14 protein-coding genes and 3 pseudogenes are annotated in these 16,083 nt (G+C 64.4%); 6 read left to right on the forward strand and 11 right to left on the reverse strand.

Annotated features, from left to right (window positions below; genetic code table 11):
• Positions 1 to 3: 3 nt before the first annotated feature.
• Positions 4 to 864 (reverse strand): alpha/beta fold hydrolase, encoded by an 861-nt coding sequence (locus tag BM374_RS09515; protein WP_092291237.1) that lies wholly within the window; start codon positions 862 to 864, stop codon positions 4 to 6.
• Between the two features lie 337 nt (positions 865 to 1,201).
• Entirely contained in the window at positions 1,202 to 2,125 is a 924-nt protein-coding gene (locus BM374_RS09520) for a division plane positioning ATPase MipZ (protein ID WP_092291239.1), read from the reverse strand.
• A 260-nt stretch (positions 2,126 to 2,385) separates the two neighbouring features.
• Here BM374_RS09520 and panC point away from each other — a divergent pair.
• Positions 2,386 to 3,236: pseudogene (gene panC, locus BM374_RS09525) on the forward strand (pantoate--beta-alanine ligase).
• Here panC and BM374_RS09530 read toward each other — a convergent pair.
• The 5 genes from BM374_RS09530 to BM374_RS09550 all read right to left on the reverse strand — a co-directional run bounded on the left by BM374_RS09530 (position 3,237) and on the right by BM374_RS09550 (position 6,378).
• Positions 3,237 to 3,677 (reverse strand): DUF1489 family protein, encoded by a 441-nt coding sequence (locus BM374_RS09530; protein ID WP_092291241.1) that lies wholly within the window; start codon positions 3,675 to 3,677, stop codon positions 3,237 to 3,239. It lies immediately after the preceding pseudogene.
• A gap of 42 nt (positions 3,678 to 3,719) precedes the next feature.
• Positions 3,720 to 4,706, reverse strand: coding sequence for a hypothetical protein (locus tag BM374_RS09535; protein ID WP_092291243.1), 987 nt, complete (start codon positions 4,704 to 4,706; stop codon positions 3,720 to 3,722).
• 156 nt (positions 4,707 to 4,862) lie between these two features.
• Positions 4,863 to 5,054, reverse strand: coding sequence for a hypothetical protein (locus BM374_RS09540; protein ID WP_024341041.1), 192 nt, complete (start codon positions 5,052 to 5,054; stop codon positions 4,863 to 4,865).
• A 205-nt stretch (positions 5,055 to 5,259) separates the two neighbouring features.
• Entirely contained in the window at positions 5,260 to 5,628 is a 369-nt protein-coding gene (locus BM374_RS09545; protein WP_177248193.1) for a YidB family protein, read from the reverse strand.
• Positions 5,629 to 5,715: 87 nt separating this feature from the next.
• Positions 5,716 to 6,378: a glutathione S-transferase family protein gene (locus BM374_RS09550; RefSeq protein ID WP_092291247.1), complete on the reverse strand. Its 663-nt coding sequence runs from the start codon at positions 6,376 to 6,378 to the stop codon at positions 5,716 to 5,718.
• Between the two features lie 122 nt (positions 6,379 to 6,500).
• Between BM374_RS09550 and BM374_RS09555 the strand changes: the two genes are divergently transcribed.
• Positions 6,501 to 7,217: a DUF599 domain-containing protein gene (locus BM374_RS09555; protein WP_092291249.1), complete on the forward strand. Its 717-nt coding sequence runs from the start codon at positions 6,501 to 6,503 to the stop codon at positions 7,215 to 7,217.
• A gap of 4 nt (positions 7,218 to 7,221) precedes the next feature.
• Here the strand turns inward: BM374_RS09555 and BM374_RS39345 are convergent.
• Positions 7,222 to 7,422 (reverse strand): annotated as a pseudogene (locus tag BM374_RS39345) (hypothetical protein); the annotation flags it as partial.
• A gap of 121 nt (positions 7,423 to 7,543) precedes the next feature.
• Between BM374_RS39345 and BM374_RS09565 the strand changes: the two are divergent.
• From BM374_RS09565 to BM374_RS09575, 3 genes and pseudogenes are all read left to right on the forward strand, one after another.
• Positions 7,544 to 8,416, forward strand: coding sequence for a helix-turn-helix domain-containing GNAT family N-acetyltransferase (locus BM374_RS09565; RefSeq protein WP_092291251.1), 873 nt, complete (start codon positions 7,544 to 7,546; stop codon positions 8,414 to 8,416).
• Between the two features lie 59 nt (positions 8,417 to 8,475).
• Positions 8,476 to 9,140 (forward strand): annotated as a pseudogene (locus BM374_RS09570) (LysR substrate-binding domain-containing protein); the annotation flags it as partial.
• Positions 9,089 to 9,475, forward strand: a complete 387-nt coding sequence (locus BM374_RS09575) for an ester cyclase (protein WP_092291253.1) — start codon at positions 9,089 to 9,091, stop codon at positions 9,473 to 9,475. The pseudogene BM374_RS09570 and the gene BM374_RS09575, both read left to right, overlap by 52 nt.
• A 19-nt stretch (positions 9,476 to 9,494) precedes the next feature.
• On the opposite strand, the gene BM374_RS09580 is transcribed toward BM374_RS09575, so the two are convergent.
• Both BM374_RS09580 and BM374_RS09585 read right to left on the reverse strand, forming a co-directional pair.
• Positions 9,495 to 10,721 (reverse strand): MFS transporter, encoded by a 1,227-nt coding sequence (locus BM374_RS09580; protein WP_092291255.1) that lies wholly within the window; start codon positions 10,719 to 10,721, stop codon positions 9,495 to 9,497.
• A gap of 260 nt (positions 10,722 to 10,981) precedes the next feature.
• Positions 10,982 to 14,287 carry a DEAD/DEAH box helicase gene (locus BM374_RS09585; protein ID WP_092291906.1) on the reverse strand — a complete coding sequence of 1,102 codons (3,306 nt, stop codon included), beginning with the start codon at positions 14,285 to 14,287 and terminating at the stop codon, positions 10,982 to 10,984.
• A gap of 210 nt (positions 14,288 to 14,497) precedes the next feature.
• On the opposite strand from BM374_RS09585, the gene BM374_RS09590 reads away from it, so the two are divergent.
• A complete protein-coding gene (locus tag BM374_RS09590) occupies positions 14,498 to 14,995 on the forward strand; it encodes a peptide deformylase (protein ID WP_092291257.1) in 498 nt (165 codons plus the stop codon).
• Between the two features lie 184 nt (positions 14,996 to 15,179).
• Here BM374_RS09590 and BM374_RS09595 read toward each other — a convergent pair whose 3' ends face one another.
• Positions 15,180 to 16,058 (reverse strand): AraC family transcriptional regulator, encoded by an 879-nt coding sequence (locus BM374_RS09595; protein WP_092291259.1) that lies wholly within the window; start codon positions 16,056 to 16,058, stop codon positions 15,180 to 15,182.
• Positions 16,059 to 16,083: the final 25 nt, after the last annotated feature.

Consider the following 16,083-nt stretch of genomic DNA (forward strand, 5'->3'; position numbering starts at 1 on the left):
GGATCAACTCTTGGCAGGCGCCATCAGGGCAACCGGACCGGGCTCGAGGATCTTGGGCGGAGCCGAATGGGTGTCGACCGGCGCGATGGCGCTGTCAGTGTCGCTCAGGAATTTATCGAGCATGCCCTGGATCGAGTTCTTGGCGTCGTCCGGGCCGGTGTCGCGCATATCGTTGTGCTGAAAGTCCGTCTTCACGACCTGAATACCGGCCTTCTCGCATTCCTCGTCAGTGGGGAGGACACCGGGATCGGTCTTGAACTGCGGATCATGAGAACGGAACGACAGGATCTTGAACTTGCCGGCGGTCACGAACGGCACGCGGAGATTATCCAGCGTCACGACCTTCTTGACCTCATCCGGATACTGCTTGGCGAAATACATTGTGATGTCGCCGCCCATGGAATGGCCGACCATCGTCACCCGGCTGTAATCCGCGTTGGGTTGAACCTTCCTCATTTCCTGCATTGCAAGATGAATGTTGGCGACGCCACGCAGGATCTGGGGCAGGCGGCCGACATAAAGCTCCCCAGGCTTGGTCACCATCGGCGGATCGGTCGGCAGATCATGCTGCGGGCTGACCACGAGATAACCGCGCGCCGCAAAGACGTTGGCCAGGAAGCCGTACTCGGTGTTCTTGACGGTATTGCCGTGATTGATGACGGCGACCGGCAGCGTGATCATGCCGGCATCGGCCTGCATTTCCTTGTCGCGACGAACCGCGATGTCGACAGGCACGGGACGATTGTCGCGCGAAGCGTCATAGAAAGTGATGGTCTCGTGCTTGATGGCCCACTTGCTCGCCGTGAAATAGGCGACACCGCAAAGGGCTCCGACAGAAACCAGAACGGCAATTCCACGCTTCATTTTCGTCCTCAGCCTCAGGCCTTGCGGCCTGATCCCTGTTGAAAATCGTGTTGTTCGAGGAGCTCTTCGGCCCCTTCGCGCCTATTCCCTAATATATGTCACAGGCGCGTGACAGGAAGGCTAAATATTGTGATCCGACAGCCCTTTCATTGTGCGGCGCACACGTTTCGGGAGCACCCTGCTCTGATACCGCTACATCCGGATGCAGGGCACCATCCGACGCAACCCGTCATGTTCAGCTTCTTTTTCACGGTGAATGTTTGGTGAAAACGACTTCGGGTGCGCTCGGTTCCACAGGAACCCGCCACCATGAACGACCAGATTAGCGACGTACTGGCTAGGCGCCGAGGATGTCGTGAACCTCGAGCGGCTTATCCACCTGGCTGAACCACTCGGCGCGATTTGCCGCACGCCGCCGGCCGCGCTCGTCGAGCGGCAGCTTGAGCTGACGAAGCAGGTTCGTCACCTCTTCGCGCGCAGTGAGATGACCGAGATTGGGCCGCATCCCGAGCGTGGCCTCGTCGATCTCGTCAAGGGCCGTCAGGCCGCGCGGGAAGAACTCGCGGTAAACGACGCGTTCGGCGAAGCCGTCGACGTAGCGAAAGCCGAGCCGGAGCGACAGATCCTTCAGCCCCTCGGCAACGAGCTGCTTGTTGCGGGAGCCGAGCATCGACAGGCGGTTGCGTACGACGATCCAGTCGGTGGTCGAGCCGTCGAGCTGGCGGCGTTTCCGCCTGACGTCGCGCACCATCTCCGCGTAATGGCTCTCGCCCGTCACGGCGTAGTTGGCGGGATCGACGGTGCCGAGCACATCGAAATCGAGGAAGCTGTCATTGATCGGCGTGACGAGCGTGTCGGCCATCGAATGGGCCAGCCGCATCAGATAGCTGTCGGTGCCGGGAGTATCGATCACGATGAAGTCGAAGCTGCTCTCGACCGCCGAGACTGCCTCCATAAACTGCTGGAACTCGGAATTCTCGTTCTCGGCGATCTGCATGGTCTCGCCGAGCTTGATGCAGCGATGCACCGGCAGTTCGAGATCGAGCTTGGTGCGGCGCGCCCAAGCGGAACGGTTGTTGATGTAGCGGGTGAAGCTCTGCTGGCGGCAGTCGAGATCGATGGTGGCGACGCGCTGGCCGGCCTTCAGGAGCGCGACCGCAATGTGCAGAGCGGTAGTCGATTTGCCGGAGCCGCCCTTCTCATTGCCGAGCACAACGACGTGCGCCGAGCCGGATTGGCTTTGGCTGGCCTGCACAAGCATGGCAATCCTCAACACCCCTGAACAATATCTTCGAGTCGACGGCGTCTTCGGTCAAGTGAAATGCGTGACAGGATGACGAAATCACAGTGCGCCAATAGGTCTTGATGAATCGTTCGCCGTGTCGCGTCTGTGATCCAGCCCACAACGGCGCGACTTGCTCGCTGCAGATGATTCTGTGCCTGACGTCGATGCATGGCGTCCACGAGCGTCGCTTGTTAAGGTTAGCCGGCCGCGCCCGCTCCCAACCTTTCCGAGTCCTGATGTCAGCAAGTCCTTTGATCGCCCGCACGGTGCCCGCCTTGCGACGAGCCGTCGACAGCCTTGCAAGCGAAAGGCCACGATCGCGCTGGTTCCGACCATGGGGGCACTCCATGACGGCCATGTGTCGCTGGTGCGCCTCGCCAGGCAGCGCGCGAGTCGCGTCGTGGTCTCGATCTTTGTCAACCCAACCCAGTTCGCCCCATCAGAGGATTTCGGCGCCTATCCGCGGACCTGGAAGTCCGACATCGCCAAGCTCGCGGCGGAGGACGTCGACATCGTCTGGCACCCCGGTGTAGAGGTGATGTATCCGGAAGGCTTTGCGACGCGCATCGTCCCGGAAGGACCGGCGCTGGCCGGCCTCGAGGACCGCTTCCGGCCGCACTTCTTCGGCGGGGTCGCAACCGTCGTGGGCAAGCTGTTCACGCAATGCCGGCCCGATGTCGCAATCTTCGGCGAGAAGGACTTCCAACAGCTTCGCGTGGTGACGCAGATGGCACGCGACCTCGATCTCGGCGTGAAGGTGATCGGCTCCCGCACCGTGCGGGAGCGCGATGGCCTCGCGATGTCCTCGCGGAATGTCTACCTCTCGGTCGAGGAGCGCCAGACTGCCACCACCCTGTACCGCGCCATGAAGGACAGCGCTCGCCGGATCCAGGCCGGCGAAGCCGTTGCGAGCGCGATGGCCCACGGCGCCAAGACGATCACGGCGGCCGGCTTCGCGCTCGACTATTTCGAACTCCGCCATGCCGACACGTTGGCGCCGGTCACCTCGCGCAAGGACGGGCCGTTGCGGATTCTGGTCGCGGCCAAGCTTGGCACGACGCGGTTGATCGACAATATCGCGGTCTAGCTACAGCAGACCGAGATCGCGCAGCTCGCGCCGCATTGGCTCCGGCATAGCCGCGATGGTGCCTGCGGCGGACTTGCCGATATCGGGCGGTACGGAATCATCGGTGAGATAGCGCCAGCCCTGGAACGGGCGCATCGGCCGCGGCGACACCGAGATCACCTTCGGCTGCATCACGATTCGACAGCGACCGATGCCGTCCTTGTCGCGGAACGGCTCGATGCCGATGATCTTCTCGCGCGCGGCGATCTCGCCCTTGATGACCCAATAGAGCGAACCGCCCGCCAGAATCTCGGCGTCGCGCTTGGGCACCATGCGGGTGATGTGGATGTGGTGTTGCGGCAGGCCCTTTTTCTTGGCCGTCTGCATCCGTTCGGCGATCCACTCCTTCAATTCCTTGACGGAGTCGCAGCCGACGGCAAGCTTGATCAAATGGAGTGGCATGGCCCAGCATTAGCGGGCCGGCCACAGGTTTTCAAAGCCGAACTAGTTGTTATCCGCAGCCGCGGGAGCCACGGCCGGCGGCGGCGCCAGCGGAACCGGCGCGGCGGGTGCTGCGCGCGCAGCCTTCGGCGCGGGCGGCTTCTTCGCAGCCGGGGCCGCAGACGGGGCAGCCTGAGCTGTAGCTGGGGCACGTAGCGCCGGCCCTGCCGCCGCACTGGCGGGTGCCTGGCGCGTAGCAGCCGTAGGCGGCTCCGGATTCATAATGCTCACCGGCGGGGTCGACGAGGCGCTCGGGAACTCTGCATTGGTCGGCTTGCCCGTCGGCATAGACGGCGGCAACGCGGCGATCGGATTAGGCGGCAACGCGCCCGGCGCCGCAGCAGGCGCGCTCCAAGTCGGCGCGTAGCGCGCGACCAGCTGATCATAGAGATGGGTATCCATGTTGGCAGCGACCTGCTGCTGATCGGTCAGCGAGCGGAACGCGGCGCAATCGAACTGGGTACAGCCGTCGCGCGCAACCAGCACCTGAGCGACGAGACCATAGCGATCACGCTCCAGCGCCTTGCGCAGCACCTTCATCTCGAGCGTCAGGCCCTTCTCGGCGGATGCGGCGTCGCCGAGTGCGGTCAGCCGATCGAGCCGCGCAGCAGTGTAGGCGACAGCCGCAGCCGCCGCGTCCGGCGCACCGAACAGCGCCTTCTCGCAGCCGATGGCCACGGCATCGCCGGCGAGATCATCGAGGCAGGCCAGTGCCGGCAGCGTCGCGGTCACCGTGGCTTGGGTGCGGGCTTCCGCAGTGGAGGTTTCGTGCCCCAGCGGTCCGTAGACGCGCATGGTGGCAGCTACGGCGATGCCGATCGAGAGCAGCGTGATGACAGTCAGCGCGCCGTTGGCGACCGATTTCTCGGCGCGCACGAGCGTGATCAGCAGGATCAAGCCGAAGAAGCCGGCAGCTGCCAACGTCATCCACATCGGAAACGCCGGCGACCGCCAGATTTGGTCGAGCGACGAGGCCCATGCCCAGTTCATGCGCGACGTCCCCTCACGCGAGCCAAGAGCTGATGGTCAAGCGAGCACCGCGAACCGGCAACTGCCCCGGCCGCACCTTGCCGAGGCGAAGCGGGCCTTTTGACGGCGGGCTGCGTAAATTCGTCCGCGATGTCAGTGGGTGCGGCGGTCAGCGCATTACGAGAGCGCGAGCTGGCTTTCCTTGGCGACCCGCTCGAACGCTTCGGTGGAGCTCTTGATCCGGTACTGGCAGTCGTCGCCTTCCGTCGGCAGCAGACGAATGACCTCGTATGAGCCACTCGCAGCCGGACGCGCGACGTTGCTGGCCGTGAACAATACGCGCGATCCCACGGGGAATTTATGCTTCAACGCCCATCTCCATCACTCAAACAGCGCCGGCCGTGCCCAGGGTCCCCACTGCGACGGACCGGCTGAAACCCGGCGTGACCTATAGCACGCGATGCGGCGTTTTGGCCAGCAGTATGCGGGCCCGGCAAATGCGCCAATCCCGCAACGTTTTCAGGGTGATAGACAGGGAACCCGGGGTCCCGTGATACCGCCGGAACGGCCCGGCTCAGGCGCCATGAGGCAGGTGGCCGTTCGGACTCGCCTGATCGACGGCCTTCGGGAGCTCCTGGGCGAGGATCTCGCTGAGCTGGTCGACCGGGATATTGTAGCGCGCAGCGAGCTGACGGACGGTGTCGTTACCGAGCACCGCGCGGAGCTGGTCGGCAGAAATCGGCAGGTTCTGGCCGTTGCCGAGCCATGACTTGACCTGCTCGCCAAAGCCCGCCTGCTGGAGCTTGGCAACGATCGCACTCAGGCCGCCCTGGTTGTTGTTGCCCATCACCTCGCCCAGCACGGCAGGCAGCACGGCGGCGCCGAGCTGACCGAGCGCGCTGCGCAATGCGGGGTTGTTCTCCAGCGAGTCCAGAATTCCCATAGCCATCCCCTCTTCGTTGTCCCCGTGATTGAGCGCCGCGAGCCGGCACACCGTCAAGCGGCGCCCAATCACTTCTCCGGGTCATGCTCACACGTTCTCGAATTTTTCGATGACAAGCGTTTCGGCGAGCCCATCGCGGGTCCACTCCTGGAACGCCGGCATCGCCATCATCGTGTCCATATAGGCCTGGGTCTCCGGCGTGACCTCGATCGCATAGGTGCGGAAACGATGGATGACCGGAGCATACATCGCGTCCGCCGCGCCGAAGCGGCCAAACAGAAACGGCCCGCCGGCGCCGTAGCGGGTCCGGCAGGTGCGCCAGATCTCCTGCACGCGCACGATGTTGGCCTTGGCGTCCGCCGACAGCGTCACGGGACGAACCGGACGATGCAGGTTCATGCCGCATTCATTGCGCAGCGCCATGAAGCCGGAATGCATCTCGGCGCAGACCGAACGGGCAAACGCGCGTGCGGCGACGTCATCGGGCCACAGCTTCTTCTCAGGATAGCGCTCGGCGATGTACTCGATGATGGCTAGCGAATCCCACACCGTGATGTCGCCGTCGACCAACACCGGCACCTTGCCCGCGCGGCTGAAGGACAGGATCTGCTCCTTGTCTGCAGGATTCTCCGTGTAGAGGGGAATCATGGTCTCCACGAACGGAATATCGTTGGCGCGGAGCGCGAGCCAGGGCCGCATCGACCATGACGAGTAGTTCTTGTTGCCGATCGCGAGCTTGAGCGCTGCCATGTCACGGATCCTTCCGCAGGTCTGTTGGATGCGCTGCTTTTAGCGCCATTGCCTGCCGCCAATCAATCGTTGCCGCCCCCCCACCAAGCATGGCAATCGTGGCGGCTCGCGAGGAGAGAGATATGAGCAGGCATTGGGTCGACATCGCCGCCGTCGGCTTCTTCATCATCGAATGGCTGGCCTATGCCGCCACGCTCGAGCACTCCGCCTATGGCCGCGACAGTCTGTCGGCGCGGATGAACAGGTATCGCGAGGTCTGGGTCCGCCGCCTGCTCGACCGCGAGACGCGCATGGTCGACATGCAGATCATGGCCTCGCTCCAGAACGGCACCGCCTTCTTCGCCTCCACCAGCCTGTTCGCGCTGGGCGGCGCGCTGGCGCTGCTGCACGCGACCAACGACGCCATCACCATTCTGGGCAAGCTGCCGATCGACCTCAGCCCCTCGCCGGCGCTGTGGGAGCTGAAATGCGTCGGCCTCGTGCTGATCTGCGTCTATGCCTTCTTCAAGTTCGCCTGGGCCTATCGGCTGTTCAACTATGTCGCCATCCTGTTCGGAGGCATGCCGCCGTCCTCCATGCGCGACACGCCGGAGGCCGAGGCCCATGTGATCCGCACCTCTCGCGTGTTCGAATCCGCTGGGCGCCATTTCAACCGCGGCCAGCGCGCCTTCTTCTTCGCGCTCGGCTATCTCGGCTGGTTCGTCAGCCCCTGGGTGCTGTTCGTGACCACAGCCGCCGTGGTGGTGGTGACCTGGCGGCGGCAATTCGCGTCCAGTGCCTGGGCCGCGATGGCGCCGGAGGTGGTAGGCGATCAGGAGAACGATCGGACAACTCACTGACGCGTTACTGGCTTATCGGCGGCCTCTTGCATTCCGTCGGCGGTGATGTGCCGGCAAAAATTCCCGATATCCAGTCGAGGAACACGCGCAGGCGCAGCGCTAGCTGGCGGTTTTGCGGATAAAGCGCGAAGAGCGGTGTCGGCAACGGCGGGTGATCGGCGAGCACCTCGACCAGCGTGCCGCTGGCGAGGTCCTCCGCCCGACGGCGGCTATGGCCGCGCCGACGAGGTGTTCGTCGTCCCCGACACTTACCGCGCCAGCGACGCGTGATGCTGGGAAAATAAGGGGTGATTGACCGGGGGAATATATCTGACTAAAGTCAGATAATGCTTGATCCCGTCTCCCGCGTCCGCCGCTTCAACCGTGCCGTGACCTCCGCCGTCGGCGCGCTCGACACGTCCTTCCTCGGGCGCGGGCGGCCACTCGGGGCGGCACGGGTGCTCAATGCGATCGGACATGGGCGCTCCGACGTCGGCGAGATCCGCGATTATCTCGGCCTTGATTCCGGGCTGATGAGCCGGCTGCTGCGCAGCCTTGAGGACGAAGGCCTGATCGAGACGCAGGTGCATGAGGATGATGCGCGCCGTCGCGTGGCCAGCCTCACGGGCGCGGGCAAGCGCGAGTTCGCAGCCTATGAGGACTTGTCGAATAGTCAGGCCGAAGGTCTTCTTGCCCGCAACTCGCAGCGCGAGGTGCTGCTGGCGGCGATGGATCTGATCGCCTCCGCGCTGACACGCGATCGCATCGCGCTCAACGAAATGGATCCTCGCAGCGACGAGGCGCGCCACTGCCTGGCTGAGTACTACGCCGAGCTCGGCCGCCGCTTCAAACAGGGTTTTGACGTGTCGCTCTCGCGCGATCCTGACGCCAAGGACATGCGCCGGCCGCGCGGCAGCTTCATCGTCGCGATGTCGGATACGCTGCCGATCGGCTGCGTCGGCCTGAAGGGCACCGATCACGGCTACGCTGAGATCAAGCGGCTGTGGGTTGCCCCTTCCGCGCGCGGATTGGGGCTTGGAAGGCGCCTGATGGACAACGCCGAAGAGGCCGCACGCTCGCTCGGCATCGCGCTGTTGCGGCTGGATACCAACAGCGCCCTGCCGGAGGCGGGTCAGCTCTATCGCACCACCGGCTGGCGCGAGATTCCGCGCTTCAACGACGACCCGTATCCGGATCTGTTCTTCGAAAAGCGGCTCTGAAAATGCAGCAAACGATCATGGCGCGGTGTCTTCATCGCCATGGAGCGCTGGCATTGGGTGGACTGCTGCGCCTCGCCGTCTCTTCAATCGCCGAGCATTTTCTCTCGGGCCGTTGCTTGCGTCCTTCACCGAAGCGAATCCGGAGGTGCAACTCGACATCACGTAACCGACACGGAATTCGACATCGTCGCCGCAGGCTTTGATGCCGGCGTCCGCCTCGGCGAGGTCATCGAGCAGGGTATGATCGCGGTGCCGATCGCCGGCGACGAGCGCCAGCTCGCGGTCTGCGCACCGTCGTTTCGCGACCGCTTCGGCGTCCCCTCACATCCGTCCGAGCTCGCGTCGTTTCGCTGCATCGGCTGGAGGCCGGCGCCGAAGCTCAGGCCCTATCGCTGGGAGTTCGCCGACGGCGGCAAGGAGTTCAGCGTCGCGGTCGCCCCCGAAATCACGACCAATGATACGGCGCTGATGATCAAGCTGGCGATTGCCGGCGCCGGCATCACGTTCGGCATGGAGGCGAGCTTTCGCCCTGCGATCGTTCGCGGCGAGCTGGTGCCGATCCTCGAAGACTATTGCCCCGTCTTCGCCGGCTTCTATCTGTACTATCCGCAACGTTGCGCCGAAACTACGGGCGCTGGTCGAGCATTTGCAGAGGCGCGGATGGAACATGCCATGGCACGGGAGGAACTCGCCGGCATCTATCGCAACTACATCGCCTGCCTGAACCGGCAAGATTGGCCTGCGCTCGGCCGGTTCGTGCATGGCGAGGTCGCGCATAATGCGCGGCCGCTCGGACTGTCCGGCTATCGCGCGATGCTGGAGCGGGATTTTCGCGAGATTCCGGATCTGCACTTTGACATCGAACTCCTGATCGCCGAGCCGCCGCGCATTGCAGCGCGGCTGAAATTCGACTGCGCCCCGGCCGGCACGTTCCTTGGGCTCGCCGTGAACGGCCGGCGCGTACGCTTCTGCGAAAACGTGTTCTACGAGTTCGACGACGGAAAGATCCGGCAGGTGTGGTCGGTGATCGACAAGACCGCGATCGAGGCGCAGCTCTAGCTGCTGCGCCTCGCGCGGATCACGCCGCCACCGGTGCTGGCGCCGCCTCACCTTGCGGCTTCGGGAACGGCCGGAACGTCATCGCCATCAGGAAGGCGCCGAGACCCATCGCCCAGGAGCCGATATAGAGCCAGGCGTAGCTGGAGAACGCGTCGTAGATCAGGCCGCCGGCGAGAGGACCGGTCGCCATGCCGAGGCTGCCGGCCATCGCCGTGCCGCCGATCACGGTGCCCATCATGCGCAGCGGAAAGTTCTCGCGGATGATCACCGCATAGAGCGGCATGGTCCCGGCATAGATGAAGCCAAACACCGCCGCGACCGCATAAAAGGTCGTGAGCTGATGGGCGAACGCGTAAGCGAGCGCGCCGAAGGCTTGTGCGAGCAGGCCCGAGACCAGCACGCGCTTGGCACCGAGACGATCGCCCGTGAGGCCGAAGGCGATGCGGCCGCCGAGGCCGGCGAGGCCCTCGACGCTGTAGATCGTCACCGCCGAGATCAGCGGGATGCCGCAACTCACGGCATAGCTCACCGTGTGGATGATCGGGCCGGAATGGGTGGCGCAGCAGAAGAAATTGGTGGCGAGCAGGATCAGGAATTGCGGCGAGCGCAGCGCTTCGCCCCGCGACATCTCGGCAGGCGCGGCGCCCCCGCCCATCGCCGCGGCCGGCGGATGCGAAAGCGCCGGCGGGCGGCGGACCAGCAACGCGACCGGGATCATGATGATTGCGACGACCAGCGCCACGATCTGCATCGCGGTGCGCCAGTCATGATGCGAAACCAGCCAGGCCGCGAACGGCGCCATCGTCATCGGCGCCACGCCCATGCCCGCCGACACCAGCGAGACCGCGAGGCCGCGATGGGTGTCGAACCAGCCGGTGACCGTCGCCATCATCGGCGCAAAGATCGCCGCGCAGGAGGCGCCGACCAGAAGGCCGAACACGATCTGGAACACGAGCAGCGAGGTCGCGTGGCTCGCGGCGAACAGGCTGAGCGCCAGCACGCTCGATCCCGTCAGCACCACGGGCAGCGGCCCGAACTTGTCCGTCAGCGTGCCCCACGCCATGCTGGTGAAAGCCATCGCCAGGAAGCCAATGGTCATCGCGCTGGAGATGCCGGTCACCGACCAGCCGGTGTCCTTGGCGATCGGCTGCAGGAACACCGGCAGCGAAAACATGCCGCCGATGGCGACGCAGCCAAGCAAGCCGCCAGCAGCGACGATCACCCAGCGATATCTGGAAGCAGGCATTTTTGTCTCCCGTCAGGTCTGTCTCACCTGCAAGACGAATGGGAACCGCGAATTCGCGCCCTCGCCACAAAAGCCGAAAACAACCCCATGCACAGTAGCCGCCCACAGCGGAATCAACGACTTCCGATCCGGGAGGCAATCGCGATGCCGGGAGCTTGGGATTCCAAGCCGCGATTTGACTCGTCGGGCAAAACACCGGCACAATGTCACCATCCCGCCAAAGCCGTCGTCGCCACGGGTGCAGCCCACCCTGCGGCCGGCTAGCCCTCGAACAACGCATTGACATCGGCCTCCGTCAGGGCCGACGCAATCGCGCCGTCGCGATCAAACAGGCCGTCGGCGAGCGCGCGCTTTCTGGCTTTGAGTTCGTCCATCTTCTCTTCGATCGTCCCGGCGGCCACCAGCCTGTAAACGAAAACGGCCTTGTCCTGCCCGATGCGATAGGCGCGGTCGATCGCCTGTTCCTCGACTGCGGGATTCCACCAGGGATCGAAAATGATGACGGTGTCGGCGGCAGTCAGGTTGAGGCCGACTCCGCCTGCCTTGAGGCTGACCAGGAAAATCCCGGCGCCGCCGTCCTGAAAGGCCTCGATGGCCTGCTTTCGATCCTTGGTCTGCCCGGTGAGAACGCTGTAGCGCAAGCCTCCGGCGTCCAACCGCTTTCGGATCAATTCGAGCATGGAGGTGAACTGCGAGAACACGATGATCCTGCGTCCCTCGCTCAGCAGCTCTTCCACCATCTCGATGAGACGATCGAGCTTCGCCGACGGGCGTTCGACGCCGTCGTCCAGCTTCAGCAATGCGGGATCGCAACAGGCCTGCCGCATTCGGAGCAGCGCCTCCAACACGACGATGTGGCTCTTGGCAAGACCGCGTTTTGCGATCGCCTCGCGAACCTTGCGCGACATCGCGAGCCGGATCGAATCGTAGAGGTCGCGTTGCGGTCCGTCCAGCGCGATGGCCTCCTTGACCTCGACCTTGGGCGGTAGTTCGGTCGCCACTTCCGTCTTGGTCCGGCGTAGCAGAAATGGTTTGACGCGCTGCGCCAGAGCCCTGGCTCGCGCCTGGTCGGCGCGCTTTTCGATCGGGTTGCGCCACTGGCGCGAAAAGGCGGTCTTGTCGCCGAGATAGCCCGGATTGACGAAACTCATGATCGACCAGAGTTCGCCGAGGTGATTTTCCATCGGCGTGCCCGTCAGACAGAAGCGGTGCTGCGCCTTGGTGTCCCGCAGCCATCGCGTGGTGCTGGCATCGGGATTCTTGACCGTTTGCGCCTCGTCGAGCACGGCCATGTGCCACTCGCGCGCCAGCAGAATGTCGCGGTCCCTTGCGATCAGCGGATAGGTGGTCAGAACCAGGTCGTGCTCGGCGATGGCAGGAAACTTGTGCTTGCGATCTGGACCATGCAGCACGATCACCTTGAGGTCCGGCGCGAACTTCTGCGCTTCGGCGGACCAGTTCGTCATCAGGCTGGTCGGGGCGACGACGAGCGCGGGATTAGCGAGATGACCTCGCGCCTTCTTGAGCGCGATCAGGGCAGGAACCTGGACGGTCTTGCCGAGCCCCATGTCGTCGGCAAGAATTCCGCCGAGCCCGCTTTCACGGAGCAGGTCGAGCCATGCAACGCCTTGCGCCTGATAGGGCCGAAGCGTGGCGCGAAAGGTCGACGGCAGTTCCGGCCCGGCCAACCCGCGCGCATGAAGCAGACCTGCAAGGTGGCGAAGATTGTCCGCTCCCCGAAAGGCGAAGCTCTCGGTCTCGACGCCGAGCAGCGGAATCACCTCCCCACGAGAGAGCCTGATCTTGCTCGACGCATCCTGGAACGCGCCGCTCGCATGCAGGCCATGCAGCGCCAGCACGAGCGGGAGGAAGCGATCGGCAGCCAACGCGACGTGCCGGCCATCGGCAAGCGGCAGAAGGAACCGCTCGCTCTTGTCCGCGAGGGCCGCCAGGGATTGGGGGTTGAAGCCGGGAGCCGAAACCAGCGCGGCCAGAAGCGGCGCGAGATCGCGACGCTCGCCTTCGATCTCGATGCCGAGCGAGAGCTCGAACCAATCGATGCCGCTGGCCTCCAGTACCGCATCGAAATCCCCCGACGAGTCCGCCAGCCGGAACGGAAAGTCGTCGTCGACCAGAATCTCGAAGCCGTCCGACCGCAATTTGCCGGCATGCAGCGCGAGAAAATCGAACCAGCCTTGCTGGTCGCTCAGCGTATAATCCGCGACATGACGGTGATCGAGCATCGGAAGCGCGGACTTGGCCACGACGAGGCCCGCCTCCGCGAGGCGCTTGCGCGCCCGCTTCTCCTTGCCCGGGCGGCGTGTGATCGCATAGACCAGCCCGCCTTGAACCAGCTCCAGCGGACTTCCGCGCTGGCCCGGATCGATGTCGAAGCCGCCATAGCGGAAGCCGAGGCTGGCGACCCCAACGGGACCAGGAGCTTCGTTCTTGGTGTGATAGTAAAAATAGCTCGCGCCGACATGTCCGCCCTTCAACCGCAGCACGGGACGCGGATCCTCGTCGACAGGTACCGGGGGCACCGGCGGCAACGGAAGGAGGCCGTGATGAAGCTCCGGCAATCGTTGGCTCAGGCGACGCGACACCTCTTCAAGCTGTGCGCGGGGAATGGAGGGCGCGGACAGGAACTTGGAGGCGAGCCGCGGCGGCAAGTCGAGCTGGACAGGCCCGATCACACCGATGGCTTCGTCGACATAGACCGGAGGCTCGGCATTGAGCCCGACGCCCCCCTGCACGACGAGCTGCGGTGATGCACCGCGCGCCGCAACGGGACGCCATTCGATCCGTCCCTCGCGCGGCTCGCCCCAGCGCAGCGGCGGCCGCTCGTGGTCGCGCCAGAACGCCCGGCCGGTCTCGACAATGCGGCGCAACACTTGTTCCGTATGCGGTCCCTGATCGGAATAGCCGCGAACGCGGGCCTTCACCGCGGTCATGATGTCGATGTCGACATCGCGAAAATATTTCGGTGCCCGCTCCGGCTTGAACTCGTAGGGACTTGGACTGGTGAAATTGCCGGTGTAGCTGCCATCCTTGCGAAGGCGAACCGATCGCAGCGACACCACCAGACAAGGCATCGGGTTCTCCGACGGCTGCAGGCAGTACAATAGCTTCTGAGTTTCGTCCCCAACAGCGTCCCTGATCGCGACCGCGCGGCCGACATCGTCGATCCAGGCGTTGACCTCGAAACCCAGAACCGGCGGGGCCAAGGGCGTTTGCGCCTTGATGGAGGTTGCCGCCGGCCGCCCCGGCGATTCCTTGTCGCTCAACGCTTCGAGCAGGGTCGCCGCGACATGCTTGCAGTTTACGGCCATCGGACACGTGCAATCGCCATCAAGGTCCGCGAGATTGCCGTGGTCAAATTTCAACTGGATGTCGACGCGGTATTGCTGGGACTCGCTGCCTCGCATCCTGGAACCAATGCTGGTCAAGTCCTCGCTGACGTCCAGCGCCGAGACGCGCCCCTGGGCCTGGTAGACGTGCGCCTTCTCCATCGCCGATCGGCTGAAGTAGCTATAGATGTCCTTGCGCTTGAGAACGTCCGAAAGCACTTGCCATTCCACGAGATATTCGACGCTTAGCTTCCGGCTCGCAGCATAGCTGCTTCCACGCGAGCCTTGTAGCAGCAAATCCGCTTCGCGCTGTGGAAAGGCGTTCGGGTGCGAGTGTTCCGACGCGCCTCGCCGACGCGTCAAAATGTGCGGGTTCGCAGGCGAAAAAGGATGGATGCACCAACCTTCCGTGAGTGCTAGGAGGCTCGAATGACCATCCGCCCTATCGTCCGCTACCCCGACCGCCGGCTCGCCATGCCGGCCCGCCCCGTCACCGGCTTCGATGACAGCTTGCGCGAGCTTGCGGCCGATTTGCTGGAGACCATGCGCGCCGCGCCGGGGATCGGCATCACGGCGCCGCATATCGGCGTACCCCTGCGGCTCGTTGTGCTCGAGTTCGATGCCGCCGCGGGTCCGCAGACCTACGTCAATCCCCACATCGAATGGGCCTCACCCGAGATGATCCTGCACAAGGAGGGCAGCGTCTCGATGCCCGGCGTCACCGACGAGGTGCAGCGCCATGCCCGGGTCCGGATCAGCTATCAGGATCTCGACGGCACCACGCAGAGCGAGGACTCCGACGGCTTGCGCGCGGTCTGCCATCAGCACGAGATCGACCAGCTCGACGGGATGTTCTGGATCCAGCGGCTGTCGCGGCTGAAGCGGGAGCGGCTGGTGAAGAAATTCGAGAAGATGGGACGTGGTTGAATTGCTGTCCGGATCGCGCTTGTTTGAGCTGTCTCCACAGTTCGATCTGGAGAAATGAGCCCGGGCTGGTCCCACAGCTGCCGCAATGGCAGCCGGGATCGAGAACCCTTGCCGCGGGTTCTGGATCCGCGGCGGTCAGGCTCTCTTGCCGGCAGCCATACCTTGGTGCGCGCCATGCCACGCACTACTTCAGCGGCAGGAAAAGCTCCGCGACCGTCTCATGCTCCGGCACGTCAGGGAAGAAGCTCAGCCGCTGGCAATAGATCGGGAAGTCGCGCGCTTCCTCGCCGCTGGCTGGAAGCCATTCGCGGTAAAGAAACAGCGCGGCGGGCTCGAGATTGTCGGTGTAGCCGACGACGCGCAGCACGGCGCAGCGGCCGCCGGGGATCTCGCCGGCCTTGACGTCGCCGTCGGATCCCGTGATCGGCTGGTCGGTGCCGACGCAGAGGTCCGTGCTGTAATCGGCAGGCGATGCGGGATTGCGCTCGGAGCGCCAGACATTGAAGGTCGGGCTTATGCCGGGGTGCAGGCCGCGCGCTTTGCGCCAGGCGATGAAGCGCTGAATGGTGGCCCCGAGCGTCGCCGGGCTTCCCCGATGTTCCATGATCGCCACCCGTGTGGTGGGCACCTCGCGGATCGTCACGTCGTCACTGTTAAAGGTTCTCATGAGCTTGCTCCTCGCGCTATCGAGAGGCCCGAAGGCCGCAAACCACGGCTCCCAATCCGGCGACTTCCGGAACGATGACGGCGATTGCCCGAACCGTTGCCGAAAGGCGCGGGCGAAAGCGTCCGGTGCGTCGTAACCGGCATCCATCGCGATCTCGGTGACATCGAGAGCATCCATATGGGCCAGCTGATACGAGGCGCGCTTCATGCGGGCGAGCTGGACATAGCGATGCACTGACAGGCCGAAGGTCGCCGTGAACTGCCGGTGGAAATGGAATTTCGAGAAGGCCGCAACGGCGCTCACCGCGTCCAGGTCCAGATCAGCATCGAGGTGCCGGTCGATATGATCCAGCACCCGCCGCATCCGGGCCTGATAGTTTTGCAGTGCCGCCGTCATCGTCCCTCCTCCGTGGCGGCTTGAG

Origin of the sequence: Bradyrhizobium sp. Ghvi (assembly GCF_900115265.1) — a bacterium.
GTDB lineage: Bacteria > Pseudomonadota > Alphaproteobacteria > Rhizobiales > Xanthobacteraceae > Bradyrhizobium.

What these genes read in the sequence shown, in the direction of transcription:
- BM374_RS09515 (WP_092291237.1), bottom strand. Translation starts at nt 864, where the DNA reads ATGAAGCGTGGAATTGCCGTTCTGGTTTCTGTCGGAGCCCTTTGCGGT.
- BM374_RS09520 (WP_092291239.1), bottom strand. Translation starts at nt 2,125, where the DNA reads ATGCTTGTGCAGGCCAGCCAAAGCCAATCCGGCTCGGCGCACGTCGTT.
- BM374_RS09530 (WP_092291241.1), bottom strand. Translation starts at nt 3,677, where the DNA reads ATGCCACTCCATTTGATCAAGCTTGCCGTCGGCTGCGACTCCGTCAAG.
- BM374_RS09535 (WP_092291243.1), bottom strand. Translation starts at nt 4,706, where the DNA reads ATGAACTGGGCATGGGCCTCGTCGCTCGACCAAATCTGGCGGTCGCCG.
- BM374_RS09545 (WP_177248193.1), bottom strand. Translation starts at nt 5,628, where the DNA reads ATGGGAATTCTGGACTCGCTGGAGAACAACCCCGCATTGCGCAGCGCG.
- BM374_RS09550 (WP_092291247.1), bottom strand. Translation starts at nt 6,378, where the DNA reads ATGGCAGCGCTCAAGCTCGCGATCGGCAACAAGAACTACTCGTCATGG.
- BM374_RS09555 (WP_092291249.1), top strand. Translation starts at nt 6,501, where the DNA reads ATGAGCAGGCATTGGGTCGACATCGCCGCCGTCGGCTTCTTCATCATC.
- BM374_RS09565 (WP_092291251.1), top strand. Translation starts at nt 7,544, where the DNA reads ATGCTTGATCCCGTCTCCCGCGTCCGCCGCTTCAACCGTGCCGTGACC.
- BM374_RS09575 (WP_092291253.1), top strand. Translation starts at nt 9,089, where the DNA reads ATGGCACGGGAGGAACTCGCCGGCATCTATCGCAACTACATCGCCTGC.
- BM374_RS09580 (WP_092291255.1), bottom strand. Translation starts at nt 10,721, where the DNA reads ATGCCTGCTTCCAGATATCGCTGGGTGATCGTCGCTGCTGGCGGCTTG.
- BM374_RS09590 (WP_092291257.1), top strand. Translation starts at nt 14,498, where the DNA reads ATGACCATCCGCCCTATCGTCCGCTACCCCGACCGCCGGCTCGCCATG.
- BM374_RS09595 (WP_092291259.1), bottom strand. Translation starts at nt 16,058, where the DNA reads ATGACGGCGGCACTGCAAAACTATCAGGCCCGGATGCGGCGGGTGCTG.